Source organism: Pseudomonas sp. H1_D05 (assembly GCF_054682705.1).
In genome coordinates this window covers 1,707,077-1,731,706 of the sequence record NZ_CP162825.1, presented here as the reverse complement: position 1 = coordinate 1,731,706, position 24,630 = coordinate 1,707,077, and the positions used below count along the sequence as shown (strand labels likewise).

Genomic DNA, 24,630 nt, shown 5'->3' with positions numbered 1-24,630 from the left:
TTCCAAATGTGGGAGCGAGCCTGCTCGCGAAGGGGCCATCCCTTACGACTTACATTTTCTAGGCTGCCTAATTTGAAACATCTGTCGACTAGCCTGGTCTGCTTCACCTGCTAGGCTCATTCACAGGCCTTACTTCGACAGACTCTTGCCCATGCTCGCGCGCCTGCTGTTTTTCTATGGTCTTTTCATGGCATCCACTTCGGCTGTGGCCATGACCATCTACAAATCCACTGATGCCAACGGTGTGGTGTCGTACAGCGACCGGCCGAGCAAAGGCTCGCAGGTGTTCGTGTTTCAGGACCGCATGGTCGAGCGCCTGGAACGGCAGGTTTACCTCGATATCAAGAAGCAGAAGGGCACAGACGTGGTCTTCGTGCGCAACGATTTGTATGCGCCGGTCAAAATTGCCTTGGCATTCACCGGGCTGAGCAATGTCCGCGGTGCGCCGGCGCAAACCATCCACCGGGTTTTGCCGGCGCGCAGCAACACGCGGTTGGCGTTGCTGACGGCGATATCCGGCAAGCAGCCGCTAGTGTATACGCCGCAGTTCTACTATTCCCTCGGTGACCCCACTGGTATCGCGCAGGGCTATCGCTATCCGCTGCCGTGGCGTGGCGGGCCGTTTCGTCTGAGTCAGGGCGCCAACGGTCAGTACAGTCACTATGGGCCGAAGAATCGCTATGCGATGGACATCGCCATGCCGGTAGGCACGCCGATCATTGCCGCGCGGGCCGGGGTGGTGGTGAAGACCGAGAATTCCCAGAGCGGGCGCGGTTCGGATGCGTCCGGCAATTTCGTGCGGGTACTGCATGACGACGGCACCATGGGCGTGTACCTGCACCTCAAGCAAGGTTCGGTGAGCGTGCGCGAAGGGCAACGGGTGGCGGTGGGCAGTCCGCTGGCCCTGTCGGGCAATACCGGCAACAGCAGCGGCCCGCACCTGCACTTTGTGGTGCAGCGCAATACCGGCGAGGGGCTGGTGTCGATTCCGTATCAGTTCATCCAGCCGCTGGGGGCGTTGCCCAACTTTGCGTTGGGCAAGCAATAAAGCAAAAAAGATCGCAGCCTGCGGCAGCTCCTACACAGGAATGCGATCCTGTAGGAGCTGCCGCAGGCTGCGATCTTTTAGCAGGCAACGCGGTTTCCCGCATTGCACTCAATCCAGCATCAACACCTTCGCCAGCACAATCTTCGGCCCTTTCATCTTCTTGATGATGATCCGCAGGCCTTCGACTTCCAGCACTTCTTCCTCTTCCGGCACCCGTTTCAGGGTTTCGTAGACCAGCCCGGCAAGGGTTTCCGCTTCGATGTGGTCGAGGTCGATGCCCAGCAGGCGTTCCACCTTGAACAGTGGCGTGTCGCCACGCACCAAGAGCTTGCCCGGCTGATAGGCGAGGATCCCGCGCTCAGCCTTGCGGTGTTCGTCCTGAATGTCACCGACCAGCACTTCCAGCACGTCTTCCATGGTCAGGTAGCCGATGATGTTGCCGTCAGCCTCCTCGACCACGGCGAAGTGCGAGCCGCCCTTGCGGAACTGCTCCAGCAACTGCGACAGCGGCATGTGCCGCGACACGCGCTCGAGGGGACGGGTCAGCTCAGCAAGGTTGAACGACTCGGGAATGTGGTCCAGCGCCGCCAGTTCCAGCAGCAGATCCTTGATGTGCAGCAGGCCGACGAACTCCTGGCGCTCACTGTCGTACACCGGGTAACGGCTGAACTTGTGACGACGGAACATCGCGAGGATTTCTTTCAGCGGCGCGTTGAATTCGAGGGTGATCAGGTCTTCGCGGGAGTTGGCCCAGTCGACCACTTCCAGCTCGCCCATTTCCACCGCCGAGGCCAGAACGCGCATGCCCTGATCGCTCGGATCCTGGCCACGGCTGGAGTGCAGGATCAGTTTCAGTTCTTCGCGGCTGTAATGGTGCTCATGGTGCGGACCGGGTTCGCCTTGCCCTGCGATACGCAGAATCGCGTTGGCGCTGGCGTTGAGCAGGTAAATCGCCGGGTACATCGCCCAGTAGAACAAGTACAGCGGCACCGCCGTCCATAGCGACAGCAGCTCGGGTTTGCGGATCGCCCAGGATTTCGGGGCCAGCTCACCAACCACGATGTGCAAGTACGAAATGATGAAGAACGCGGTGAAGAACGACACACCTTTGACGATCTCCGGCGACTGCACGCCGACCGCGCTCAGCAGCGGTTCGAGGATGTGTGCGAACGCCGGCTCACCGACCCAGCCAAGGCCAAGGGAGGCGAGCGTGATACCGAGCTGACACGCCGAGAGGTATGCATCGAGCTGACTGTGTACGGTGCGCAGGATGTGCCCGCGCCAGCCGTTCTGATCAGCGATGGCCTCGACCCGGGTCGAGCGCAGTTTGACCATGGCAAATTCCGCCGCAACGAAAAAGCCGTTGAGCAAAACCAGGATCAGAGCAAAAAGGATCATGCCGAAATCGGCGAAAATTGTAGCGAGGGACAAGCCAGGGGAAGGGTCCATGATGGAGTTTTGCGGGTTCCGTGTGATTCAAGAGAGAGAAAAATCGCGCCTGAAAGGCAGGCACAAGTCAGCCAATGTAGCGGCTGACATGGCGATTGCCTAGTGGCGAGTGCCGGTCGGTCTTACTCGGCGGCGCTGATGGCCCGCGCCTGAGCCACCTGAGCTGGGGCGAAATGGCAGGTGAACGTGCTGCCGTGACCGGGCACGCTGCTGATTTCCATGCGTGCGCGGTGGCGCAGCAACACGTGTTTGACGATGGCCAGACCGAGCCCGGTGCCGCCGGTGTTGGAGTTGCGGCTGGAGTCGACGCGGTAGAAACGCTCGGTCAGGCGCGGCAGGTGTTTGCTGTCGATGCCGATGCCGGAATCCTGCACGCTCAGGTGTGCGCCTTGATCGTCACCCCACCAGCGAATGCGGATGTTGCCCTCGGCCGGGGTGTACTTCACCGCGTTGAACACCAGATTGGAGAACGCGCTGCGCAATTCCGCTTCGCTGCCCTTGAGCAACAGGCCGGCATCGGCTTCGAGGCTGATGCGCTGGTTCTTCGCGCCGGACAATTGCTGGGCATCGCTCTTGATCGATTGCAGCAGGGTGTCGATCTGCACCGGATGATTGTCCGACGGGTAATCGGTGGCTTCGAGTTTCGCCAGCAACAACAAATCGTTGAGCAGCGTCTGCATGCGCCCGCCCTGTTGTTGCATCTGCTGCAGCGCGCGACTCCAGCGCGGATTCACTTCCTCGACGTTGTCGAGCAGGGTTTCCAGGTAGCCGCAGATCACCGTCAGCGGCGTGCGCAACTCGTGGGAGACGTTGGCAATGAAATCTTTGCGCATCTGTTCCAGCTGATGGATGCGCGTGACGTCGCGCACCAGCATCAAGTGTTCGTTGTTGCCGTAGCGGGTCAGGTACAGCTGAATACGCACGCGATCGTTGGTCGGCGAGGGGATTTCCAGCGGCTCGGCGTAGCTCTCCTGCTCGAAGTACTCCTTGAAACGCGGATGGCGCACCAGGTTGGTCACCGGTTGGCCGCTGTCCTGGGGGGTCTTGAGGCCAAGCAAGGTTTCGGCGGCGCGGTTCCACCATTCCAGATTGCCGTCGCTGTCGAGCATGATCACCGCGTCTTTCAGCGCGGCGGTGGATTCCTGCACCCGGTCGATCACCGCTTGCAGACGCCCGCGCACGCGTTGGTCGCGGCGTTGCAGGTGGTAGATGCTGTCGAACACCTCGCCCCACAGGCCGTAGCCGTCGGGCGGTGCTTCGTCGGGTTGGTGCTGGCGCAGCCACTCGTGCAGACGCAGCAATTGCTTGAGTGTCCAGGCCAGATAAATCCCCAGGCCCGCCGCAAGGCTCCAGCCGTAATAGCCGGTGATCAGGCCGATCACCAGACACGCTGTGACTAGCAACAGCATGTGGCGGATCAGGGTGCCATGCCAGTTTTGATTCACGGAAAATACGGTCCTTGTCTGCGAGTCTGGCGGTCGGATCAGGCCTTGGTGGAAAACCGGTAGCCGGTGCCGCGCACGGTTTGTACCAGATTTTCGTAGGCGTCGCCGAGCGCCTTGCGCAGGCGCCGGATGTGCACGTCGACGGTGCGCTCTTCAACATAGACGTTGCCGCCCCAGACCTGATCCAGCAACTGGCCACGGGTGTAGGCGCGTTCCTGGTGGGTCATGAAGAATTGCAGCAGACGGTATTCGGTCGGGCCCATCTCGGCCGGTTTGCCGTCGATGGTCACGCGGTGGCTGATCGGATCGAGCAGCAGGCCGCCGACTTCGATCGGCGCTTCGCCGTCGGTCGGGCCGGCGCGGCGCAGCACGGCTTTGAGGCGGGCGACCAGTTCGCGCGGGGAAAACGGTTTGGTGATGTAGTCGTCGGCGCCGACTTCCAGACCCTGGATCTTGTTGTCCTCTTCGCCCTTGGCGGTGAGCATGATGATCGGGATGTCCCCGGTCAGCTCGTCACGCTTCAGACGACGGGCCAGTTCGATGCCGGAGGTGCCGGGCAGCATCCAGTCGAGCAGGATCAGGTCCGGCTTGCGGTCGACGATGATGGCGTGGGCCTGCTGCGAGTTCTCGGCCTCGAGGCAGTCATAGCCGGCCATTTCCAACGCAACGGCGATCATTTCGCGAATGGGCGCTTCGTCGTCGACGATCAGAATGCTCCTGCCAACCATGCCTTAATCCTCTTGTCATTTAACTGTCTTGCGCCGCATTAGATAACGGAATTATTGCAGTCGTGTGACAGTATTTTAGTCCGGCGGCGATTGTGCAAATCCTCAACTAAGCTCTAAGTCCGAATCCTGACAACCACAAAAGAAGGTTTCCATGACTCAAATGACTGTTTCTTTCAAAGCCCTGCTGATGGCTGCTGCCCTGACGCTGCCTGGATTTGCCATGGCCGCCGAGCCGGCCATGATGAAGGACGGCATGATGGTCGATCACAAAGGCATGACCGTTTATACGTTCGACAAGGACGATGGCGGTAAATCGATGTGCAACGGCGATTGCGCGAAGAACTGGCCGCCGATGATGGCGCCGGCGGGGGCCAAGGCTGAAGGCAAATTCACCCCCATCAAGCGTGATGACGGCATGATGCAATGGGCATATGACGGCAAGCCGCTTTACACCTTCAAAATGGATGAAAAACCAGGCGACATGAAGGGGGAAGGGTTCAAGGACATGTGGCACATGCCGAAACACTGAGTCCTGCAGCAACTGCGTCCCTGTGGGAGCGAGCTTGCTCGCGAAGGCGTCGTCTCAGTCAGCCTATGTGGCAACTGACCCAACGCTTTCGCGAGCAAGCTCGCTGCCACAGGTTTGAATCTTCAGCGCAATGCGTAATCCAGCACGATCCCGACGAAAATCGCCAACCCGGCCCAATGGTTATGCAAGAACGCCTTGAAACAACGCATGCGGTCGCGATCGCGGGTGTACCAGAACTCCCACGCATAACACCCGGCAGCCATCAGCAAGCCAAGATGGAACCATACCCCCAGCTCGAACTTCGACCCCGCCAGCAACAAGCAGCCCAGCGACAGTCCCTGCAAGCTCAGGATGATCACCCGGTCCGCCTCGCCAAACAGAATCGCCGTGGATTTCACGCCAATCTTCAAATCGTCATCCCGATCGGTCATTGCGTAATAGGTGTCGTAACCCACTGTCCACAGCAGGTTGGCGATCCACAGCAGCCACGCTGCCGCCGGCAGTTCACCGGTCTCGGCCGTGAACGCCATCGGCATGCCCCACGAAAACGCCGCGCCCAGCACCACTTGCGGGTAATAGGTGTAGCGCTTCATGAACGGATATGTGAACGCCAACGCCAGGCCGCCCAGCGACAGCCAGATCGTCGGCGCATTGGTGCACAGCACCAGCAGAAAACTCACTCCCATCAACAGCGCAAAGAACACCAGCGCCTCTTTCGAACTGATCTTGCCGCTGGCCAGCGGTCGTTGCGCGGTGCGTTTGACGTGGCCGTCGACCTTGCGGTCGGCCCAGTCGTTGATCACGCAACCGCCGGCGCGGGTCAGTACCACGCCGAGGACGAAAATCACCACGTTGGCCAGCGACGGCGAGCCTTTGCCGGCAATCCACAGGGCCCAAAGGGTTGGCCACAGCAGCAGATAAATGCCGATCGGCTTGTCCATCCGGGTCAACTGAATGAAGTCCCACGCGCGCGGGTTCAAGCGGTTCAGCGACTTGAGCAGGCTCTGATACATCAGCAGTTCTCCGGATGGGCGCGGGCGGCCCGCCACAGGCTCGGCAGGAAGATTTCTGCGACCAGGACGCTCAGCGCGCCACGGTCGAAACGCGAACGCCGACCCCACAGCTCAGGCGCCTTCACGTCTGGCGGCAACCATTGTTCAGGGTAGTGACAAACTTCGAGGGCGCGACGCTGGAACGCCTGATCGCAAAACAGCAATTCGCCCAGCGAACGGCTACCCAGTTCATCCATATGCAAGCCGTCGCCTTGCAAGGCGGCGCGCGAAGCGACGCTGCGGGCAAACACCCAAGCCTCGCCGTGACCGCGCAAATACACCTCGCGCACCCAGCCTTCGCTGCCTTCGGCCAACTCCAGCGCCGCGCATTCGTCGGCGCGCAGAGTGTCCCAGCCTTCGAACAACGGCGTGACGCTGAAGCCATCATGGGACAGCCGGGTCAGTCGGCGGGTGAGGGAGCCTTCGTCGAACAGCCAGTCGAGGGTCACCGAATCGGGGAGGGGCGTCAGTTGGCTTTGGGTCAGCCAGAGCGGGGCCGGGCAGGCATTTGAATGTCGCACAATGAGTCATTATTGGCCGCAAATGAGGCGGCGAGCTTACCATGGCGAGCTGCGAGATTGATTGATCCGGGTCGCCGTTGCGCCGAACAGGCTTGCATCTGCCCGGCTCCATCAGTACAAAACGCCCTGAGCCGGATGGCAGCGCAACACCCATCGACCGTCCGCGCCGGCACCACGCCTGAACCCTGAGGAAGTACCTGAATGAAAAAGTGGCAATGCATCGTCTGTGGCCTGATCTACAACGAAGCCGAGGGTTGGCCGGATGACGGCATTGCGCCGGGCACCGCTTGGCAGGATGTACCGGCAGACTGGCTGTGCCCGGACTGCGGCGTCGGCAAGACGGACTTCGAAATGATCGAAATCAACTAAGCAAGAAAAACAAAGGAGTAAGGCATGAGCGCACCTGTCGTCATCGTTGGCACTGGCCTGGCGGGCTACAACCTGGCCCGCGAGTTTCGCAAGCTCGACAGCGAAACCCCGCTGTTGCTGATCACTGCTGATGACGGTCGCTCTTACTCCAAGCCGATGCTCTCCACCGGTTTCGGCAAGAACAAGGACGCGGACGGCCTGAGCATGGCCGAGCCGGGCACCATGGCCGAGCAGTTGAAGGCCGAAGTGCGCACGCACACGCGCATCAGCGGCATCGACGCTGGCCACAAGCGCCTGTGGATTGGCGAGGAGGCGGTCAGCTATCGCGACCTGATTCTCGCCTGGGGCGCGGAAACCGTGCGTGTGCCGATTGAAGGCGATGGCAGCGATCTGGTGTTCCCGATCAATGATCTCGAAGACTATGCGCGCTTCCGCGCCGCTGCGGCGGGCAAGCGTCGGGTGCTATTGCTCGGCGCTGGACTGATCGGCTGTGAGTTTGCCAACGACCTGATAGTTGGCGGCTACGAAGTGCAACTGGTGGCGCCGTGCGAACAAGTCATGCCGATGCTGCTGCACCCGGCCGCTGCGGCGGCGGTGCAGGCCGGGCTGGAAAGCCTTGGTGCGAAATTCCACCTCGGCCCGGTACTGACCCGCCTGCAAAAAGTCGCCGACGGCCTGGAAGCGCACCTGTCCGACGGCCAGGTCATTCCTTGCGACGTGGTGGTTTCGGCCATCGGCCTGCGCCCGCGTATCGATCTGGCGGCGGCTGCCGGCGTGCAGGTCAATCGCGGCGTCGTGGTCGACCGGCACCTGAAAACCTCCCACGCCAATATTTACGCCCTGGGCGACTGCGCCGAGGTCGACGGATTGAATCTGCTGTACGTGATGCCCCTGATGAGTTGCGCGCGCGCGCTGGCGCAAACCCTCGCTGGAAACCCTACTGCCGTGAGCTACGGCCCGATGCCGATCACCGTAAAAACCCCGGTGTGCCCGCTGGTGGTTTCGCCACCACCACGGGGCAGCGAAGGTGTGTGGACCGTCGAAGGTCTGGGCGCCGACATCAAGGCGCTGTGCCACGGTGCCGATGGGCAGTTGCTCGGTTATGCGCTGACGGGTGCAGCGGTGATGGAAAAACTCGCCCTGAACAAACAGCTTCCGGCGCTGCTGGCGTAAATACCGGTCGTTCTGTCGGAATCACCCCGCTTTTGCCCCTACAAAGGTCGCGTGGAGACTGGCGCCGCCGGTATCCGCGTGCCATTCTCACTCCCGTCTGCCGCAGAGTAGAGCCTGCGGCGCCTTGGGCGCTGTTCCAACGAGAACAGCACGGACATAACAACAAAAAACCGTCAAAGGGGCTTCACTAATGCGTAAACCAGAACTCGCCGCTGCAATCGCTGAAAAAGCAGATCTGACCAAAGAACAGGCCAACCGCGTACTCAACGCCGTTCTCGAAGAAATCACCGGCGCTCTGCACCGCAAGGACAGCGTGACGCTGGTCGGCTTCGGCACCTTCCTGCAACGCCACCGCGGCGCCCGCACCGGCAAAAACCCGCAGACCGGCGAGCCGGTTAAAATCAAGGCCAGCAACACTGTTGCGTTCAAGCCAGGCAAATCGTTGAAAGACAGCGTAAATCCTTAATTGCGGCGAACTCCTCGAATAACGGGGAGAACCGCTGAAAAAATGGGCACACCGATTGCGGTCGGGTGCCCATTTTTTATGCCTGCCTATTTGTTATGCCCTGCAGCAATAATAAAGCCACGTAATCAATTGCATTGGTTGGCTATCGATCTGCCTCACACTTAAATCAATACCCTATATATAAAAGCCATCATAGTGATGGCACTTTTGCCATTGTTGGTTGTCTCGCTGTGGATTGTTGAAACAACACTGAAATCTTTCGGAATCATCCTACATCCGTTTTTTTCAAAACCCGTCATGCTCCGCGCCATTGTCGTCGGCCCCGGTCTTCGGTGATCACCGCAGATTGGAACGATCGCTCTAAATCAGGGTTTTCAGGTGTTTCGTGCAGCTGCGTATATATGAAGACGGCATCGGGGATTCCCTGACTGAATATAGGGAAACCTCCTACAACAAACAAAGAACAGTTCGTCTTGTTGTTTAATCAGATGCTTGCTAGTGGCCATCATAGTGATTACGATGCGCCCACTTGAAAGAGCACATCTCAATTGGATGAGTCGCTTCACCGCTCTTCGATACTGTCCCGCGCCGCGGTAACTCCAATAGGCGCCTGACTGTAATCCTTAATAAAGGCCATGGATGTCCTACTCAAGCAAACTTTCCGCCCATTACCTCGAACTCGCTAAAGTCTCTGTTTCCAAAGAGAATTTCGCGGGCGAAGACGTTCGTTTTTCGAGCGAATTCGAGGCCTTGGAAAGTGAGCTGGCCAAAGCCTCGTCGATGCACGAAAGCGGGCAGATCGACTGGCTGAAAATTCGCGAAAACAGCGAAAACCTGCTGCGTACCCAATCCAAGGATTTACGTGTCGGCGCCTGGCTGACCTGGTCGCTGTACCAGCGCGAATCCTTCCCCGGGCTGCTGGCCGGCCTCGGTCTGCTGCACCATCTGTCGGAAAACAACTGGGCTGACGTTCACCCGCTCAAACCCCGCACCCGTGCCGCCGCGATCGGCTGGCTGGTGCCGCGTCTCGAGCAGGTCATCACCGAAAACATTGCGATCAAAGAGCAGTTGCCGATGTTCCGGCAGCTCTCCGAGCACCTGTCCGGTCTCGAAGCGGCGTGTGCTGAGCACCTGGGCGATGACTCGCCGCTGTTGCTGCCGATCTCCCGTCGCCTGAAAACCATGATCCAGCGCGCGGCCGACAATCAGCCAGCCCCCGGTGTGGTCGGTGCGGCGGTGGCGCAGGTCAAGCAGGCTGCCAGCCAGTTGCTCACTCCCGGCGCACCGATCGACAACGAGCGCGAGGCGCACAAAGCCCTGCGCGCCCAACAGGAAAGCGCCCGTCCGTTGTGCGCCTGGTGGCTCAAGCAGAAAGCCACCGACCTGCGCGCCCTGCGCCTCAATCGCACGCTGCTGTGGATGACCATCGACGCGGTGCCGGAGCGCAACGCCGAGCAGATCACCGTGCTGCGCGGTTTGCCGCTGGAAAAGCTCAAGCTCTATCAGGACCGTTTCGATCAGGGCAAATACGCTGACCTGCTGGTGGAACTGGAGGCGAGCCTGGCGAAGGCGCCGTTCTGGTTCGATGGCCAGAGGATGGTCTGGGAGTGTCTCCAGAACCTCAACGCCGAATTGGCAATGCGCGAAGTGGAGATCCACTTCGCGCTTTTGGTTCAACGGCTGCCCGGCATTGTCGAGTTGCGCTTCCATGACGGCGCGCCGTTTGCCGATCCGTCCACCCGGGCGTGGATCGCCGCCAACGTCATGCCGCACCTGCAAAGCGCCAGCGCGCCGCGCAAGGTCGAAAGCGAAAACGTCGAAACCCAGCCGGCCTGGGAAAAGGCCCTTGAGGAAGTCCTGCCGCTGCTGCGCAAGGAAGGCTTGAAGCCTGCCGTGCAGACGCTCAAACAGGGTTTGCAATCCGCCCACGGCGGCCGCGAACGCTTCTTCTGGCAGTTCGCCCTCGCGCGCCTGTGCTTCATGGCCAAGAAATACGAACTGGCCAAGAACCAGCTGGAAACCCTCGATCAGACATTACAGGACTCAGGCCTGCACGCCTGGGAGCCCGATCTTGCATTGGAAGTGCTGCACCTGCTGCACAGTTGCTGCGAGTTGTTGCCGCAGAACCATGCCGTACGTGAACGCAAGGAAGAGATTTATCGCAGGCTGTGCCACCTCGACCTCGAAGTGGTACTCGAATAGGCCCCAGGGCCACAACCGCAAGGAGAAAAGCCATGGCCAAAGAAGGCTCGGTAGCCCCCAAGGAACGCATCAACGTCACCTTCAAACCCGCCACCGGCGGTGCTCAGGAAGAGATTGAACTGCCGCTGAAGCTGCTGGCAATCGGTGACTACACCCACCGCAAGGACGATCGCAAAATCGAAGATCGCAAGCCGATCAGCATCGACAAGATGACCTTCGACGAAGTGTTGGCCAAGCAAGAGCTGGGTCTGACGCTGAGCGTGCCGAACCGTCTGCAGGAAGATGGCGAGGCCGACGAGCTGGCTGTGCAACTGCGCGTCAATTCGATGAAGGACTTCAACCCGGCCAGCCTGGTCGAGCAAGTGCCTGAGCTGAAAAAACTGATGGAACTGCGCGATGCGCTGGTGGCCCTCAAAGGCCCGCTGGGTAACGCACCTGCGTTCCGTAAAGCGATCGAAGGCGTGCTCGCCGACGACGAATCCCGCGGTCGCGTACTCGGTGAGCTGGGCCTGAACGCCGCAGCCCCGGACGCCTGAGACTCCAGCCAAGGAAGCCAACACAATGAGCACTAGCGCAGCACAAGAGAAGAGCGCCGCCAGCGGCGAATACAGCATTCTCGACAGCATCATCGCCGAAACCCGTCTGACTCCGGACGACGAAGCCTACGACATCGCCAAGCGCGGTGTGTCGGCCTTCATCGAAGAACTGCTCAAGCCGCAGAACAACGGTGAGCCGGTCAAGAAGGCCATGGTTGACCGCATGATCGCCGAGATCGATGCCAAGCTCAGCCGTCAGATGGACGAGATCCTGCACCACCCGGACTTCCAGGCGCTGGAATCGTCGTGGCGTGGCCTGCAGTTGCTGGTCGACCGCACCAACTTCCGCGAAAACATCAAGATCGAAATCCTCAACGTCTCGAAAGAAGACCTGCTGGACGATTTCGAAGATTCGCCGGAAGTCATGCAGTCGGGCCTGTACAAGCACATCTACACCGCTGAATACGGCCAGTTCGGTGGTCAGCCGGTGGGCGCGATCATCGCCAACTACTACATGTCGCCAAGCTCGCCAGACGTGAAGCTGATGCAATACGTGGCCAGCGTTTCGTGCATGTCGCACGCACCGTTCATCGCTGCCGCCGGCCCGAAATTCTTCGGTCTGGAAAGCTTCACCGGCCTGCCGGATCTGAAAGATCTGAAAGACCACTTCGAAGGCCCGCAATTCGCCAAATGGCAGAGCTTCCGTACCTCGGAAGACTCCCGTTATGTTGGCCTGACCGTGCCGCGTTTCCTGCTGCGTAACCCGTACGATCCGGAAGAAAACCCGGTCAAATCGTTCGTGTACAAGGAAACCGTTGCCAACAGCCACGAGCACTACCTGTGGGGCAACACCGCTTACGCGTTCGGCACCAAGCTGACCGACAGCTTCGCCAAATTCCGCTGGTGCCCGAACATCATCGGCCCGCAGAGCGGTGGCGCAGTTGAAGACCTGCCGTTGCACCATTTCGAAAGCATGGGCGAAATCGAAACCAAGATCCCTACTGAGGTTCTGGTTTCCGACCGTCGTGAATACGAACTGGCCGAGGAAGGCTTCATCTCCCTGACCATGCGTAAAGGCTCCGACAACGCGGCGTTCTTCTCCGCCAGCTCGGTGCAGAAGCCGAAGTTCTTCGGCATCAGCGCAGAAGGCAAGGCCGCAGAGCTGAACTACAAGCTCGGCACCCAACTGCCGTACATGATGATCGTCAACCGCCTGGCTCACTACTTGAAAGTGCTGCAGCGCGAGCAACTCGGTTCGTGGAAAGAGCGTACCGACCTCGAGCTGGAACTGAACAAGTGGATCCGTCAGTACGTTGCCGACCAGGAAAACCCGAGCGCCGAAGTGCGTGGCCGTCGTCCGCTGCGCGCTGCGCAAGTGATCGTCAGCGACGTTGAAGGCGAGCCGGGCTGGTACCGCGTGAGCTTGAACGTGCGTCCGCACTTCAAGTACATGGGTGCCGATTTCACCCTGTCGCTGGTTGGCAAGCTGGACAAAGAGTAAGAGCGACTCATGGACGGATACGGCAGCCTGTTCGAACGCCTCAATGGCGACGCGCAACTACGCAAGGGCAACAGCCTTGAGGCTTGTGCCATGGCGTCAGTGGCTGCCCATCTGGCCAAAATGCTCAGCACCCGGGCCGGCAGCGTGCAAACGCTGTCCGACTACGGGTTGCCCGATCTCAATGACATGCGTCTGAGCCTGCACGACTCCCTGAGTCAGGCCCGTCTGGCCATCGAAAACTTCATCGAAGCCTACGAGCCGCGCCTGAGCAACGTGCGTGTCATTTCCCTGCCGCGTGACCACGATCAGCTTCGCCTCGCCTTCAGCATCGAAGGCCTGCTGGAAGTAGAAGGGTTCAAGCGTCAGGTCAGTTTTTCCGCGCGCCTGGATGGCAGCGGACAAGTGAAGGTGAATTAGGACCATGCGAGGGGGCGCCGTGAATTTAGGTCTTTTGGCAAAGTTGGGGCGTAGCGCTTTGCTGTTTCTAGCCCTGACGGCCACTGTCCTGATTTCAATTGCCTGTTACGTGAAAACGACGGCAGCACGGCTGGCTCACGAGTACTCGATTGTCTGGAACGGCAATGGTACGTGCTCCATCCGTTCCTACATTCCGCAGTACTCAGCCTTCGGCATACCGGGAAAGCTTTTCAAGCTATTCGCCAGCGAAGCCTTTTTCCGCGTTTATGCAAAAGACGGCACGTTGCTGAAGTCGTCCGAATGGCTGCTCTGGCAGAACGAGTTCACCACCGATGAACGCTCGCAGTGGGTATACGGTCACGCGATCTACCCGACAGCGACGGGTTATGAGGGCTGGAATATTCCGGCGTGTGCTCAAGAAATGAATAGTCATCAAGCCAAGGTCAACTAAGGAGAACCCCGATGTCTGGCAAACCCGCGGCACGTGTATCCGACCCCACCGCTTGCCCGCTCCCCGGTCACGGCACCAATCCGATCGCCGCCGGTTCCGGCGACGTGTTCTTCGACGGCCTCGCGGCCGCCCGCCAGGGCGATGCCTCGGCGTGTGGTGGTGCGATGTCGGGAGGTTTGGCGACCACTGTGTTGATCAACGGCAAACCTGCCGCGACGGTTGATTCGGTGGGTACGCATGGCAACAAGGTTACGGCTGGATCCGGGACGGTGATTATCGGGAATTCGCATTCGCCGGCGCCGTTTGTGCCGCCGGAGCCCGTTGTTATTCCTGGGATCTTCAACCGAGTTTTTTCCTTTCATGCAGCGGACGGACAACCAATCGCGAACTTGAATTACAGAATGGTTTCTGAGAGTGGATTAGAAAAAGCAGGATGTTCGTCGGCAGCTGGGGGCACGGGGTGTTTCTCCACTGGTAAACAAGGCGAGATGGTTACCATCTACGTGTCGGCGGAGTAATCGCGTGGAAACCTCTATTGTTATCGACGGCATCGCACATGTTTTCGAGACCTCCGATGGAAAAACGGAGCTGAAAATTAAAGCCGAAACTACGCCGAGTGAAGATAAAGAACCGAAAAAGCTTCCTTTGCCAAATGTTTGGCTGATAATCAGAGGCAATGGCGTGCCTCTTTTTGCTGTAAAACCGAATGCATCAGATGTTCAGTTCAGAATCATGACGGCTGAAAAGCTCTATGCGGAAGCCATCCAATGGTTTGAGCCTCTAGCTGATAACTACCGGGAAAAGGTATGGGTGAATCCCGAGTCTAAAACTGCCGGCACGGACGCATACAATGCTTATAAACAATTTACCTGGGCAGAAATTATAAAGTTTGCAATTGTTGACAGAATGTCAATTAGCTTCGCTCCCAGAATGCCCGGTGATTGGAAAAATAGTTCAGAGGGCGGCGCCGGATTTATAATGGTGATGATCGAGGGCGAGCCCTATTGGACTGACGGTGTTGGACAAATACCGTTCTCGACCGATACCTACCGTTTATATTTGGAAGAAACCAAGTCTTCGGAAACGGCTATCAAGAAAACCGTTGAAACCGGTATGACGTATGGTGATGGTATCCCTATATTTCCGAAGGAGGACAAAACCAACGAATACGATAACTACATGGTGCTGCGCGGTGCTTTGTGGGCCTCTGAAAATTTTGAGCTACGCACTGAAACTATAAGAGTATTTGCTGGGCGAATGGGCTATCGCGAAAAAGTGGTGACCAGCACAGTTTACCTCGGCGTTTCCGATCAGAAATTGAGAAGCTCCATCACTCAGGGCTCTGTAGATAAGTATGGAGAGTGGAAGAGATGATGACGAGGATAGCAGCGGGCTTGCTCGTGCACTTTTTTGCCTGCGTCGTTTATGTTGTTGTTAATTATTACGGGGTCTCTCTGTATAAAGTTTCATTTGGTGGTTTGACGTCTCGTGGCGCTTCCATTGGGATTGCCATGTATATGATTTTTTACCTATTTGTTTTTGCTAATTTATTGGTTGCTATAATTCCAAGACTATTTTTTAAGTTTAGTATTGTTGTTTTAATGGTTTCGATGATATTGCTTTACTTGTTGCCGCTTTATCCCGTTCGAGCGGTCGCCTATAGCATTCTTACAGGTGGGCTCACTGCTCTGGCGATATGGGTGGCTGGTAAGTTTGAACGGTTCTTGCTAGCTCGGAGTACGAAATGATTTTTTTTGTTTTCCCATATTTGCGCTCTCAGTCGCTTTCAGTTTGCAAATCAAACGAATAAATACCCAGGCAGCCATACATGTCCTTTAACCACTACTACCAAAGCGAACTCACCGCACTGCGCCAACTCGGTCGCCGTTTCGCCGAGCGTAGTCCGGCGTTGGCGCCGTATCTGGGCCAGGCCGGGCGGGATCCGGACGTGGAGCGGTTGCTCGAAGGCTTTGCGTTTCTGACTGGGCGTCTGCGCCAGAAGCTCGATGACGAGCTGCCGGAACTCAGCCATTCGCTGATGCAATTGCTGTGGCCGAACTACATGCGCCCGCTGCCGGCGTTCAGCATTTTGCAGTTCGATCCGCTCAAGCGTTCCGGGCCGGCGTTGCGCGTCGAGCGTGATACGCCGATCGAAAGCAAACCGATCGAAGACGTGCGTTGCCGCTTCCGTACTTGTTACCCGACTGACGTGCTGCCGCTGGATCTGGCCGCGCTGAACTACTCGGTGAAGGGCGACGGCTCGCTGCTCAGCCTGCGTCTGGAAATGAGTGCCGACGGTCACCTCGGTGAGTTGGAACTGAGCAAACTGCGTCTGCACTTTGCCGGCGAGCGCTACATCAGCCAGATGCTCTACCTGAGCCTGTTGCGCAACCTTGAAGGCATCGAACTGATCCCGCTCGACGGCGCCGGCAAACCGATTGATGGCGTCAGCGGCAAGCCGATGGCGTTCAAGATTCCCGGTGATCGGGTCAAACCGGTGGGCTTTGCCGAAGAAGAGGCGTTGATCCCGTATCCGCTGAATACCTTCCGCGGCTATCGCTACCTGCAGGAATACTTCGCCTTCCAGGACAAGTTCCTGTTCGTCGATGTGAATGGTCTGGACATCATCAACGCACTGCCGGAGGACACCCTCAAGCAGATGCGCGGCCTCGAATTGCGCTTCGATATTCGCAAGAGCGGCATCATGCGCATGCGGCCGACCCTGGATAATGTGAAGCTGTTCTGCACGCCGATTGCCAACCTCTTCGCCCACGACGCGCTGCCGATTCGCCTCGACGGCAAACAGGATGAATACCTGTTGCTGCCGGCGGAATACGATCTGGAAAACTGCGGTGTGTTCTCGGTGGAAACCGTGACCGGCTGGAAGCCCGGCGGCCTCGGTTATCAGGAGTACGTGCCGTTCGAATCCTTCGAGCACGACCCGAGTTTCGACGTGCCCAACAGCCGTCCGCATTACAGCATCCGCCAGCGTTCGTCCTTGCTGCACGACGGCCTCGACACCTACCTGAGCTTCGGTATTCGCCATACCGAAGCCCACGAAACCCTGTCGATCGAGCTGATGTGCACCAACCAGAACCTGCCGCGCAAGCTCAAGCTCGGCGACATCTGCATGGCCAGTGAAGAGACGCCGGAGTTCTTGAGCTTCCGCAACATTACCCCGGCCACTTCCAGCTTCGCGCCACCGCTGAACCGTGACTTCCTGTGGAAGCTGATCAGCAACATGTCGCTTAACTATCTGTCGCTGGCCGACGTCAATGCGTTGAAGGTGATTCTCGAAACCTACGACTTGCCGCGCTACTACGACCAGCACGCGGAGAAGGTCAGCAAACGCCTGCTCGGCGGCCTCAAGCACATCAAGCATCACCACGTCGACCGCTTGCACCGTGGGTTGCCGGTGCGCGGTTTGCGCACCGAACTGACCATCGACCCGGAAGGGTATATCGGCGAAGGCGACCTGTTCGTCTTCGCTTCGGTTCTTAACGAGTTTTTCGCGCTTTACGCCAGTCTCAATTCATTCCATGAGCTGCGCGTAAAAAGCACACAGGGAGAGGTGTACCAATGGACACCACGTATGGGCCTGCAGCCCCTGCTTTAAGCGGGCTGACCAAGGTAATACGCGAGTACTCGCTGTTTCAGGCCGTGCTGCTGGTGATCGACCGGCTGCGCGAGGCACACCCGCACCTGAGCGAAGACGATCTGTACGACCACGTGGAGTTCCAGGCCAACCCGAGCCTGGGCTTTCCGCGCAGCGACGTCGATCGTGTGGAGTTTTTCGAAGAACACGGGCAGATGCGCGCGCGTATGCGTTTCAACCTGATCGGCCTGGTCGGTTCCGGTTCGCCATTGCCGGCGTTCTACGGCGAACAAGCCCTGGGCGACAGTGAGGACGGTAACCCGACACGCAACTTCCTCGACCTGTTCCACCATCGCCTGCAACGGCTGATGCTGCCGATCTGGCGCAAGTACCGCTACCGCGCGAGCTTCCAGAGCGGCGCGATCGACCCGTTCTCTTCGCAGCTGTTTGCCCTTATCGGCCTCGGTGGCGAAGAGATCCGCAAGGCCAAGGAACTCAACTGGAAACGCCTGCTGCCGTACCTCGGCTTGCTCAGCTTGCGGGCGCACTCGGCGGCGCTGATCGAAGCCGTGCTGCGTTACTACTTCAAGCACGAAGACCTGGTCATCGAGCAGTGTATCGAGCGCCGCGTAGAAATTCTCGAAGAGCAGCGCAATCGTTTGGGCCGCGCCAATAGCATGCTCGGTGAAGACCTGGTGCTCGGCGAACATGTGCGCGACCGCAGCGGCAAATTCCGCATTCACATCACCGAGCTCGACTGGCAGCGATTCCATGAATTCCTGCCGATCGGTTTCGGTTACCAGCCGCTCTGCGCGCTGGTGCGGTTCACCTTGCGTGACCCGCTCGATTACGACATTCGCCTGGTCCTGCGCCAGGAAGAAATCCGCGAACTGCGCATCGGTGAGCAGAACGCCTGTCGCCTCGGTTGGACTAGTTGGCTGGGCCGCGAAAAAGCGGACGGCGTGGTAACCCTGGGCAGCAAAATTCATTAAGGACGTGAGCCATGATCAACGTAGACCTGCAACAACTCATCCAGGCGCTGGACGCCGAAACCCGTCGTGATCTGGAACGTTCGGCCGAGCGTTGTGTGGCCCGTGGCGGCAGCAAGATCCTCGTCGAAGATTTGATGCTTGGCCTGCTCGAACGCCCGAACGGCTTGCTGTCGCGTGCACTGCAGGATGCAGACGTCGACGCCGGTGAACTGAGCGCTGCGCTGCAATCGCGCGTCGAGCACAGTGCATCGCGCAATCCGGTGTTCGCCCCGGAACTGGTGCAGTGGCTGCAAGATGCGCTGCTGGTGGCCAACCTCGAACTGGGCCAGACCCAGGTCGAAGACGCGGCGCTGATCCTCGCGCTGCTGCGCAATCCGATGCGCTACGCCGGCAGCCGTTATCAGCCGCTGCTCGCCAAGCTGAACATCGATCGCCTGAAGGAATTTGCCCTGTCGCAACAGGAGCAACCAGCGGCCAATGGCAAACCGGCCGCACAGGGCGAATCGCTGTTGCAGCGCTTCACCCACAACCTGACCCAACAGGCCCGCGACGGCAAACTCGACCCGGTGCTGTGCCGTGACGGCGCGATCCGGCAGATGGTCGACATCCTCGCCCGTCGCCGCAAGAACAACCCGATCGTCGTCGGTGAGGCCGGTGTCGGCAAGACCGCCATCGTCGAAGGATTGGCTTCGCGCATCGCCGCCGGTGAAGTGCCGCAAGTGCTCAAAGGCGTTGAACTGCTGTCGCTGGACATGGGCCTGCTGCAGGCTGGCGCCAGCGTCAAAGGTGAGTTCGAGCGTCGTCTTAAAGGCGTGATCGACGAAGTCAAAGCTTCGCCGAAACCGATCATTCTGTTCATCGACGAAGCCCACACCCTCATCGGCGCGGGCGGAAACGCCGGCGGTTCCGACGCGGCCAACCTGCTGAAGCCGGCACTGGCCCGTGGCGAACTGCGCACCATCGCTGCGACCACTTGGGCCGAGTACAAGAAATACTTCGAGAAAGACCCGGCGCTGGCCCGTCGTTTCCAACCGGTGCAACTGCACGAACCGACTGTCAGCGAAGCGGTGACCATCCTCCGTGGTCTGGCCCAGGTTTACGAGAAGAGCCACGGCATCTATCTGCGTGATGACGCGGTGGTCTCGGCGGCTGAACTGTCCGCACGTTATCTGGCCGGTCGGCAGCTGCCGGACAAAGCGGTCGACGTTCTCGACACCGCTTGCGCCCGCGTGCGCATCAGCCTCGCCGCTGCCCCGGAAAGCCTTGAGCGCCTGCGTGGCGAACTGGCTGAAGGTGGCCGTCAGCGTCAGGCCCTGCGCCGCGATGCCGAGGCCGGTCTGCTGATCGACCACGAAGCGCTGGATGCACTGGAAGCTCGTCTCGACGAAGCCGAAGACGAAATGGTCGCGCTGGAAACCCTGTGGACTGAACAGAAGCAATTGGCCGAGCGCCTGCTGGAACTGCGTCAGCAACTGGCCAAGGCTCGCGAAGCCGCCGCCGTCGAGCCGACCGTCAGCGTCGAAGAAGACGCCGAAGGCACCGTGATCGAGACCATCGCTGCCGAAGTCGAAGAAGGCCAGAGTGTCGAAGCGCTGGAAGCCCAGCTCAACGAAACCCACAGCGCCCTGACCGCCGCCCAAGTCAAAGAGCGTCTGGTCAGCTTCGAAGTGTGCCCGCGTCTGGTCGCCGAAGTGATCAGCGCCTGGACCGGCGTGCCATTGGCGCAACTGGCCCGTGAGCACAACGCCAAAGTCGCCAGTTTCGCCACCGACCTGCGCACGCGCATCCGTGGTCAGGAACAAGCCGTGCACGCCCTGGATCGCTCGATGCGCGCCACCGCTGCCGGTCTGAACAAACCTGACGCACCAGTGGGCGTGTTCCTGCTGGTCGGCCCAAGCGGCGTCGGTAAAACCGAAACCGCACTGGCCCTCGCTGACTTGCTGTACGGCGGTGATCGTTTCATCACCACCATCAACATGTCCGAGTTCCAGGAGAAGCACACCGTTTCCCGCCTGATCGGCGCGCCACCGGGCTACGTCGGTTACGGCGAGGGCGGCATGCTCACCGAAGCCGTGCGCCAGAAGCCGTACTCGGTAGTGCTGCTCGATGAAGTCGAGAAGGCCGACCCGGACGTGCTCAACCTGTTCTACCAAATCTTCGACAAAGGCGTGGCCAACGACGGCGAAGGTCGCGAGATCGACTTCCGCAACACGTTGATCCTGATGACCTCGAACCTCGGCAGCGACCGCATCAGCGACCTCTGTGAAAACGGCGCGCGGCCAACCTCCGAAGTGCTCGAAGAAACCATTCGCCCGGTGCTCAGCAAACACTTCAAACCGGCACTGCTGGCGCGGATGAAAGTAGTGCCGTACTACCCGGTCGGCGGCCCGGTATTGCGCGAGCTGATCGAGATCAAACTCGGTCGCCTCGGCGAGCGTCTCAATCGTCGTCAGCTGGATTTCAGCTGGTGCCAGAACCTTGTCGATCACCTGTCCGAGCGTTGCACGCAAAGCGACAGCGGTGCGCGCCTGATCGACCATTTGCTCGACCAGCACGTTTTGCCGCTGGTTGCGGATCGTCTGCTCGACGCCATGGCCACCGGTGAAAGCCTCAAGCGTGTGCATGCCACGCTCGACGGCGAGTCCAGCGTGACGTGCGAGTTCGCCTGAGGTGGGTGTGATGTTCACTCAGGTGCCGCAGCCACTGGTCTATGCCGAAGCGTTGCTGGCGCAGTTCGCCAGTCTGTCGCGGGCGGCGGACGGTGCTGCGTTGCTGGGTGACTTCGTGCGTGGGTTGGCCGAACTGAGCGGTTGCGAATTGACGCAGCTGTATTTGCTCGACGCCACCCACACGTGCCTGGGGATGAACGCCGAATGCCTCGACGGCGCCTTGCAACCGCGTGAAGCGGCGAGCCTGCCGGCGGATTACAACGGTGAACAACTGCTGCAGTTTGCCCTGTGCCAGAACCGCGTGGTGTGCCTCGACGACTTGAGCGGCAGCCTGCACGAAACCAGTTTCCTGCCGGCGGCGGTTTCGCCGTGGCAGTCGCTGTTGTGCGTGCCACTGGTCAATCAGCACAAGGCTGTCGAGGGTCTGCTGCTGTGCGCCAGCCGTCGTCGCACCAACTTGCAAGGCTTCGCCGATTCCCTCGGCCAGCTCGGCTCGTTCGTGCTGGGCCAGTTGCATTTGCTGCAACGCCTGCGCCAGCCACTGGCGGAATCGGCCACGGTGGCGCGCAGCGTGCCGAGCATCAGTGGCTATGGCCTGATCGGTAAAAGCGCGGCGATGCGCCAGACCCATTCGCTGATCAGCAAAGTCCTGCACAGCCCGTACACCGTGTTATTGCGCGGCGAAACCGGTACCGGTAAGGAAGTCGTCGCGCGGGCTATTCACGATTGCGGCCCGCGTCGTTCTCAGGCATTCATCGTGCAGAACTGCGCGGCCGTCCCGGAAAATCTGCTGGAAAGCGAACTGTTCGGCTATCGCAAAGGTGCCTTCACCGGCGCCGATCGCGACCGCGCCGGCCTGTTCGATGCGGCCAATGGCGGCACGCTGTTGCTCGACGAGATCGGCGACATGCCGCTGTCGTTGCAAGCGAAGATTCTGCGCGTGTTGCAGGAAGGCGAGATTCGTCCGCTGGGTTCCAACGACACCCACAAAATCGACGTACGCATCATCGCTGCGACGCACCGCGATCTGTCGACGCTGGTCAGTGAAGGCAAATTCCGCGAGGACTTGTACTACCGCCTCGCGCAATTCCCGATCGAGCTGCCGGCGCTGCGTCAGCGCGAAGGCGACATCCTCGAACTGGCCCAGCACTTTGCCGAGAAGACCTGCACTTATTTGCAACGCGATCCGGTGCGTTGGTCGAGCGCGGCGCTGGAACACCTGTCCGGCTACAACTTCCCCGGCAACGTGCGTGAACTCAAGGCCTTGGTCGAGCGTGCGGTGCTGTTGTGCGAGGGCGGCGAGTTGCTCGCCGAGCATTTCTCCCTGCGCATGGAGGCAATGCCGGAAGACAACAGCCACCTGAATTTGCGCGAACGTCTGGAGCAGGTCGAACGCACGTTATTGCTCGACTGCCTGCGCAAAAACGACGGCAACCAGACCCTCGCCGCCCGCGAACTGGGCTTGCCGCGACGCACGCTGCTGTATCGGCTCGGCCGTCTGAACATCAATCTGGGAGATTTCGATGGGTAGGCAAAACGTCATCGAAATCCCCACAAAAACCAATTTCAGCGCCGCCCGCAAGGGTCGGCGCTTTGTGCTTTGTCTACACCTGGAGACCCTCTGATGTCTGTTCGTCACTGGCACGCTGTCCTGCTGACCCTCGTCGTTCTATGCGGCCTTGGCGGCTGTAGCGGCAACTACAAATTCAACGACAACGACTATCGCCCGTTGGGTGATCCGCAAGCGGTCAATCGCGGCAAGTGACCGCAAGGAGCATCAAACATGGAATTGGTTTTCGAAATGCTGAACACCAAGCAGTTCGTGCCCACCGAGTTGTGCCAGAAGACCTTTAAACAGGCCGGCGGCGTGATCGGGCGGGGCGAGGACTGCGACTGGATCATCCCTGACCGCAAGCGTCACCTGTCCAATCACCACGCGATTGTCAGCTATCGCGAGGGCACGTTCTTCCTCACCGACACCAGCAGCAACGGTGTCCAGGACGGCGAGAGCGGCGCGCGTCTGCACAAAGGCGAACCAGTGCGCATCGAGCACGGCAGCACCTACGTGCTGGGTGACTTCGAGATTCGCGCGCGCCTGGTCCGTGACCCGGCGACCTTCGATGGCGAAGTCGGCCGCCCACGCGCCGCTGGCAGCATCATTCCCGATGATGCCTTCCTCGATCTCGACCCGCTCAATGCTCTCGAGCAGCAAGAGCGTGTGTACTCGGAAATCGACGAACTGCTGGCGCCGAACACCAAGCCTGAGGATTCCCGTCAGCGTGCCGACTACGCACGTATCGACATGGAAAGCCTGATGGTGCCGGAGCTGATTGCCGCTCCGGTCGAACCTGAGCCCGCTCCAGCACCGAAAGCCGTCGAGCGCCAGAGCGAAGGTTTCTGGGATCATTTCGGTGCGGCGCTGGGTGTCGACGTCAAAGGTCTCAGCCACGACGAACGCGAAGCCCTGGCGTTGAACGCGGCGCGCTTGCTGCGCCAAAGCATCGGCGGATTGCAGCAGAGCCTGCGCACCCGCTCGGAGCTGAAAAACGAATTGCGTCTGGCCCAGACCACCGTGCAAGGCACCAACAAGAATCCGCTGAAATTCGCCGTCGATCCGAGCGAAGCCCTGCAGATTCTGTTGCAGCCAAGCAAGCCCGGCCATCTGCCGGCCGAGCAAGCGATCTCCCGTGCGTTCCGCGATCTGCAGGCGCATCAAGTGGCACTGCTGACCGCCAGCCGCGCCGCCGTACGCGGCACCCTGGAGCACTTCTCGCCGGAGCAACTGACCCTGCGTTTCGAGCGCGACAACAAGCCGTTGATCGCGACATCGGGCGGGCGCTGGAGAGCGTTCGGCCGCTATCACCAGGCGCTGCGTCAGGACGATGACTGGAGCGAGCGTCTGCTGGCCCGCGACTTCGCTCAGGCCTACGAAGAACAGATCCGCCTGATCTCCACCCTCCACACCGACCATCAAGGATGATGCGCATGTCTCGCCGCTCGACCGCTTTTTTCAAGACGCTGACTGCGCTCACCGTGCTGGTGCTGCTCGCCGGTTGCTCGTCGCTGTCGCCGTACTCGAAAGTGACCAAGATCAACCTGAAGCTGACCGGCAGCGATCAGCTCAACCCGGACCTCAACGGTCGGCCGTCGCCGATCGTCGTGCGCCTGTTCGAACTCAAGCACCCGGTGACCTTCGAGAACGCTGATTTCTTCAGCCTGTACGAACGCGCCAAGGAATCCCTCAACCCGGATCTGGTGGCCAGCGAAGAACTCGAGCTGCGCCCGGGTGAAACCGTGGAAATGAAGCTCAAGGTGGAAGAGGGCAGCCTTTATGTGGGCGTCCTCGCCGCTTACCGCGACTTGCCCGACACCCAATGGCGCCACACCGTTCAGATCACTCCGCTGGAAGTCACCGAAGTCGATCTGACTCTGGACCAGACCGGCATCCGTAACACCAATCAAGTGCTCGCCAAGGCGGATGACTGAT

At 59.7% G+C, this 24,630-nt stretch carries 25 protein-coding genes; 20 read left to right on the top strand and 5 right to left on the bottom strand.

The genetic code is table 11. The annotated features are described in order from the left end of the window. Positions 1 to 151: 151 nt before the first annotated feature. Entirely contained in the window at positions 152 to 1,048 is an 897-nt protein-coding gene (locus AB4O11_RS07965) for a peptidoglycan DD-metalloendopeptidase family protein (RefSeq protein WP_093429628.1), read from the top strand. A 108-nt stretch (positions 1,049 to 1,156) separates the two neighbouring features. Here the strand turns inward: AB4O11_RS07965 and AB4O11_RS07960 are convergent, their stop codons facing one another. The 3 genes from AB4O11_RS07960 to phoB all read right to left on the bottom strand — a co-directional run bounded on the left by AB4O11_RS07960 (position 1,157) and on the right by phoB (position 4,670). Next, the gene (locus AB4O11_RS07960; RefSeq protein WP_007920256.1) at positions 1,157 to 2,497 is read right to left on the bottom strand and encodes a hemolysin family protein; all 1,341 of its coding nucleotides are present in this window, start codon (positions 2,495 to 2,497) and stop codon (positions 1,157 to 1,159) included. Positions 2,498 to 2,619: 122 nt separating this feature from the next. Continuing rightward, positions 2,620 to 3,906: a phosphate regulon sensor histidine kinase PhoR gene (gene phoR / locus AB4O11_RS07955; protein ID WP_256573782.1), complete on the bottom strand. Its 1,287-nt coding sequence runs from the start codon at positions 3,904 to 3,906 to the stop codon at positions 2,620 to 2,622. A gap of 74 nt (positions 3,907 to 3,980) precedes the next feature. Further along, positions 3,981 to 4,670: a phosphate regulon transcriptional regulator PhoB gene (gene phoB, locus AB4O11_RS07950; RefSeq protein ID WP_007896474.1), complete on the bottom strand. Its 690-nt coding sequence runs from the start codon at positions 4,668 to 4,670 to the stop codon at positions 3,981 to 3,983. 151 nt (positions 4,671 to 4,821) lie between these two features. Here phoB and AB4O11_RS07945 point away from each other — a divergent pair, with 151 nt between their 5' ends. After that, entirely contained in the window at positions 4,822 to 5,199 is a 378-nt protein-coding gene (locus AB4O11_RS07945) for a COG4315 family predicted lipoprotein (protein ID WP_093429630.1), read from the top strand. A 122-nt stretch (positions 5,200 to 5,321) separates the two neighbouring features. Here the strand turns inward: AB4O11_RS07945 and ubiA are convergent, their stop codons facing one another. Then, positions 5,322 to 6,212, bottom strand: coding sequence for a 4-hydroxybenzoate octaprenyltransferase (ubiA, locus tag AB4O11_RS07940; protein ID WP_460089303.1), 891 nt, complete (start codon positions 6,210 to 6,212; stop codon positions 5,322 to 5,324). Beyond that, positions 6,212 to 6,772, bottom strand: a complete 561-nt coding sequence (locus AB4O11_RS07935) for a chorismate--pyruvate lyase family protein (protein WP_116254216.1) — start codon at positions 6,770 to 6,772, stop codon at positions 6,212 to 6,214. Before AB4O11_RS07935 ends, ubiA begins: the two co-directional genes overlap by 1 nt. Before the next feature lie 201 nt (positions 6,773 to 6,973). Here AB4O11_RS07935 and AB4O11_RS07930 point away from each other — a divergent pair, with 201 nt between their 5' ends. From AB4O11_RS07930 to tssJ, 18 genes are all read left to right on the top strand, one after another. Beyond that, positions 6,974 to 7,141 (top strand): rubredoxin, encoded by a 168-nt coding sequence (locus AB4O11_RS07930; RefSeq protein WP_095049651.1) that lies wholly within the window; start codon positions 6,974 to 6,976, stop codon positions 7,139 to 7,141. 24 nt (positions 7,142 to 7,165) lie between these two features. Further along, complete coding sequence (locus tag AB4O11_RS07925; protein ID WP_116254217.1) at positions 7,166 to 8,314, top strand: FAD-dependent oxidoreductase; 1,149 nt, start codon at positions 7,166 to 7,168, stop codon at positions 8,312 to 8,314. A 190-nt stretch (positions 8,315 to 8,504) separates the two neighbouring features. After that, positions 8,505 to 8,780 carry an HU family DNA-binding protein gene (locus AB4O11_RS07920; RefSeq protein ID WP_003213368.1) on the top strand — a complete coding sequence of 92 codons (276 nt, stop codon included), beginning with the start codon at positions 8,505 to 8,507 and terminating at the stop codon, positions 8,778 to 8,780. A gap of 639 nt (positions 8,781 to 9,419) precedes the next feature. Continuing rightward, positions 9,420 to 10,982 (top strand): type VI secretion system protein TssA, encoded by a 1,563-nt coding sequence (gene tssA / locus AB4O11_RS07915; RefSeq protein WP_038359349.1) that lies wholly within the window; start codon positions 9,420 to 9,422, stop codon positions 10,980 to 10,982. Between the two features lie 32 nt (positions 10,983 to 11,014). Beyond that, positions 11,015 to 11,518: a type VI secretion system contractile sheath small subunit gene (gene tssB / locus AB4O11_RS07910; protein WP_003229587.1), complete on the top strand. Its 504-nt coding sequence runs from the start codon at positions 11,015 to 11,017 to the stop codon at positions 11,516 to 11,518. Between the two features lie 25 nt (positions 11,519 to 11,543). After that, positions 11,544 to 13,019 carry a type VI secretion system contractile sheath large subunit gene (gene tssC, locus AB4O11_RS07905; protein WP_016772499.1) on the top strand — a complete coding sequence of 492 codons (1,476 nt, stop codon included), beginning with the start codon at positions 11,544 to 11,546 and terminating at the stop codon, positions 13,017 to 13,019. 9 nt (positions 13,020 to 13,028) lie between these two features. Next, complete coding sequence (gene tssE / locus AB4O11_RS07900; RefSeq protein WP_093429635.1) at positions 13,029 to 13,436, top strand: type VI secretion system baseplate subunit TssE; 408 nt, start codon at positions 13,029 to 13,031, stop codon at positions 13,434 to 13,436. 19 nt (positions 13,437 to 13,455) lie between these two features. Beyond that, on the top strand, positions 13,456 to 13,887 hold the full coding sequence (locus AB4O11_RS07895; RefSeq protein WP_236427323.1) for a hypothetical protein: 432 nt from the start codon (positions 13,456 to 13,458) through the stop codon (positions 13,885 to 13,887). 11 nt (positions 13,888 to 13,898) lie between these two features. Continuing rightward, on the top strand, positions 13,899 to 14,405 hold the full coding sequence (locus tag AB4O11_RS07890; protein WP_093429636.1) for a PAAR domain-containing protein: 507 nt from the start codon (positions 13,899 to 13,901) through the stop codon (positions 14,403 to 14,405). Positions 14,406 to 14,409: 4 nt separating this feature from the next. Continuing rightward, positions 14,410 to 15,261: a hypothetical protein gene (locus AB4O11_RS07885; protein ID WP_460130424.1), complete on the top strand. Its 852-nt coding sequence runs from the start codon at positions 14,410 to 14,412 to the stop codon at positions 15,259 to 15,261. Beyond that, a complete protein-coding gene (locus tag AB4O11_RS07880; protein WP_093429638.1) occupies positions 15,258 to 15,635 on the top strand; it encodes a hypothetical protein in 378 nt (125 codons plus the stop codon). Before AB4O11_RS07885 ends, AB4O11_RS07880 begins: the two co-directional genes overlap by 4 nt. Positions 15,636 to 15,715: 80 nt before the next feature. Then, the gene (gene tssF, locus AB4O11_RS07875; RefSeq protein WP_093429639.1) at positions 15,716 to 17,503 is read left to right on the top strand and encodes a type VI secretion system baseplate subunit TssF; all 1,788 of its coding nucleotides are present in this window, start codon (positions 15,716 to 15,718) and stop codon (positions 17,501 to 17,503) included. Next, the gene (gene tssG / locus AB4O11_RS07870; RefSeq protein ID WP_460130423.1) at positions 17,467 to 18,474 is read left to right on the top strand and encodes a type VI secretion system baseplate subunit TssG; all 1,008 of its coding nucleotides are present in this window, start codon (positions 17,467 to 17,469) and stop codon (positions 18,472 to 18,474) included. The genes tssF and tssG overlap by 37 nt, the downstream gene beginning before the upstream one ends. A gap of 11 nt (positions 18,475 to 18,485) precedes the next feature. Continuing rightward, entirely contained in the window at positions 18,486 to 21,143 is a 2,658-nt protein-coding gene (gene tssH, locus AB4O11_RS07865) for a type VI secretion system ATPase TssH (protein WP_460130422.1), read from the top strand. 10 nt (positions 21,144 to 21,153) lie between these two features. Continuing rightward, complete coding sequence (locus tag AB4O11_RS07860; RefSeq protein ID WP_460130421.1) at positions 21,154 to 22,674, top strand: sigma-54 interaction domain-containing protein; 1,521 nt, start codon at positions 21,154 to 21,156, stop codon at positions 22,672 to 22,674. A gap of 93 nt (positions 22,675 to 22,767) precedes the next feature. Then, positions 22,768 to 22,908 carry a hypothetical protein gene (locus tag AB4O11_RS07855; RefSeq protein WP_003229566.1) on the top strand — a complete coding sequence of 47 codons (141 nt, stop codon included), beginning with the start codon at positions 22,768 to 22,770 and terminating at the stop codon, positions 22,906 to 22,908. 18 nt (positions 22,909 to 22,926) lie between these two features. Continuing rightward, the gene (gene tagH / locus AB4O11_RS07850) at positions 22,927 to 24,123 is read left to right on the top strand and encodes a type VI secretion system-associated FHA domain protein TagH (protein ID WP_034152083.1); all 1,197 of its coding nucleotides are present in this window, start codon (positions 22,927 to 22,929) and stop codon (positions 24,121 to 24,123) included. 5 nt (positions 24,124 to 24,128) lie between these two features. Beyond that, complete coding sequence (tssJ, locus tag AB4O11_RS07845) at positions 24,129 to 24,629, top strand: type VI secretion system lipoprotein TssJ (protein WP_007920299.1); 501 nt, start codon at positions 24,129 to 24,131, stop codon at positions 24,627 to 24,629. Position 24,630 lies beyond the last annotated feature (1 nt).

Excerpts from the sequence above, each read along its gene's own strand:
- AB4O11_RS07965 (WP_093429628.1), top strand. The coding sequence starts at position 152 with ATGCTCGCGCGCCTGCTGTTTTTCTATGGTCTTTTCATGGCATCCACT.
- AB4O11_RS07960 (WP_007920256.1), bottom strand. The coding sequence starts at position 2,497 with ATGGACCCTTCCCCTGGCTTGTCCCTCGCTACAATTTTCGCCGATTTC.
- phoR (WP_256573782.1), bottom strand. The coding sequence starts at position 3,906 with ATGCTGTTGCTAGTCACAGCGTGTCTGGTGATCGGCCTGATCACCGGC.
- phoB (WP_007896474.1), bottom strand. The coding sequence starts at position 4,670 with ATGGTTGGCAGGAGCATTCTGATCGTCGACGACGAAGCGCCCATTCGC.
- AB4O11_RS07945 (WP_093429630.1), top strand. The coding sequence starts at position 4,822 with ATGACTCAAATGACTGTTTCTTTCAAAGCCCTGCTGATGGCTGCTGCC.
- ubiA (WP_460089303.1), bottom strand. The coding sequence starts at position 6,212 with ATGTATCAGAGCCTGCTCAAGTCGCTGAACCGCTTGAACCCGCGCGCG.
- AB4O11_RS07930 (WP_095049651.1), top strand. The coding sequence starts at position 6,974 with ATGAAAAAGTGGCAATGCATCGTCTGTGGCCTGATCTACAACGAAGCC.
- AB4O11_RS07925 (WP_116254217.1), top strand. The coding sequence starts at position 7,166 with ATGAGCGCACCTGTCGTCATCGTTGGCACTGGCCTGGCGGGCTACAAC.
- AB4O11_RS07920 (WP_003213368.1), top strand. The coding sequence starts at position 8,505 with ATGCGTAAACCAGAACTCGCCGCTGCAATCGCTGAAAAAGCAGATCTG.
- tssA (WP_038359349.1), top strand. The coding sequence starts at position 9,420 with ATGTCCTACTCAAGCAAACTTTCCGCCCATTACCTCGAACTCGCTAAA.
- tssB (WP_003229587.1), top strand. The coding sequence starts at position 11,015 with ATGGCCAAAGAAGGCTCGGTAGCCCCCAAGGAACGCATCAACGTCACC.
- tssC (WP_016772499.1), top strand. The coding sequence starts at position 11,544 with ATGAGCACTAGCGCAGCACAAGAGAAGAGCGCCGCCAGCGGCGAATAC.
- tssE (WP_093429635.1), top strand. The coding sequence starts at position 13,029 with ATGGACGGATACGGCAGCCTGTTCGAACGCCTCAATGGCGACGCGCAA.
- AB4O11_RS07890 (WP_093429636.1), top strand. The coding sequence starts at position 13,899 with ATGTCTGGCAAACCCGCGGCACGTGTATCCGACCCCACCGCTTGCCCG.
- AB4O11_RS07880 (WP_093429638.1), top strand. The coding sequence starts at position 15,258 with ATGATGACGAGGATAGCAGCGGGCTTGCTCGTGCACTTTTTTGCCTGC.
- tssF (WP_093429639.1), top strand. The coding sequence starts at position 15,716 with ATGTCCTTTAACCACTACTACCAAAGCGAACTCACCGCACTGCGCCAA.
- tssG (WP_460130423.1), top strand. The coding sequence starts at position 17,467 with ATGGACACCACGTATGGGCCTGCAGCCCCTGCTTTAAGCGGGCTGACC.
- tssH (WP_460130422.1), top strand. The coding sequence starts at position 18,486 with ATGATCAACGTAGACCTGCAACAACTCATCCAGGCGCTGGACGCCGAA.
- AB4O11_RS07860 (WP_460130421.1), top strand. The coding sequence starts at position 21,154 with ATGTTCACTCAGGTGCCGCAGCCACTGGTCTATGCCGAAGCGTTGCTG.
- AB4O11_RS07855 (WP_003229566.1), top strand. The coding sequence starts at position 22,768 with ATGTCTGTTCGTCACTGGCACGCTGTCCTGCTGACCCTCGTCGTTCTA.
- tagH (WP_034152083.1), top strand. The coding sequence starts at position 22,927 with ATGGAATTGGTTTTCGAAATGCTGAACACCAAGCAGTTCGTGCCCACC.
- tssJ (WP_007920299.1), top strand. The coding sequence starts at position 24,129 with ATGTCTCGCCGCTCGACCGCTTTTTTCAAGACGCTGACTGCGCTCACC.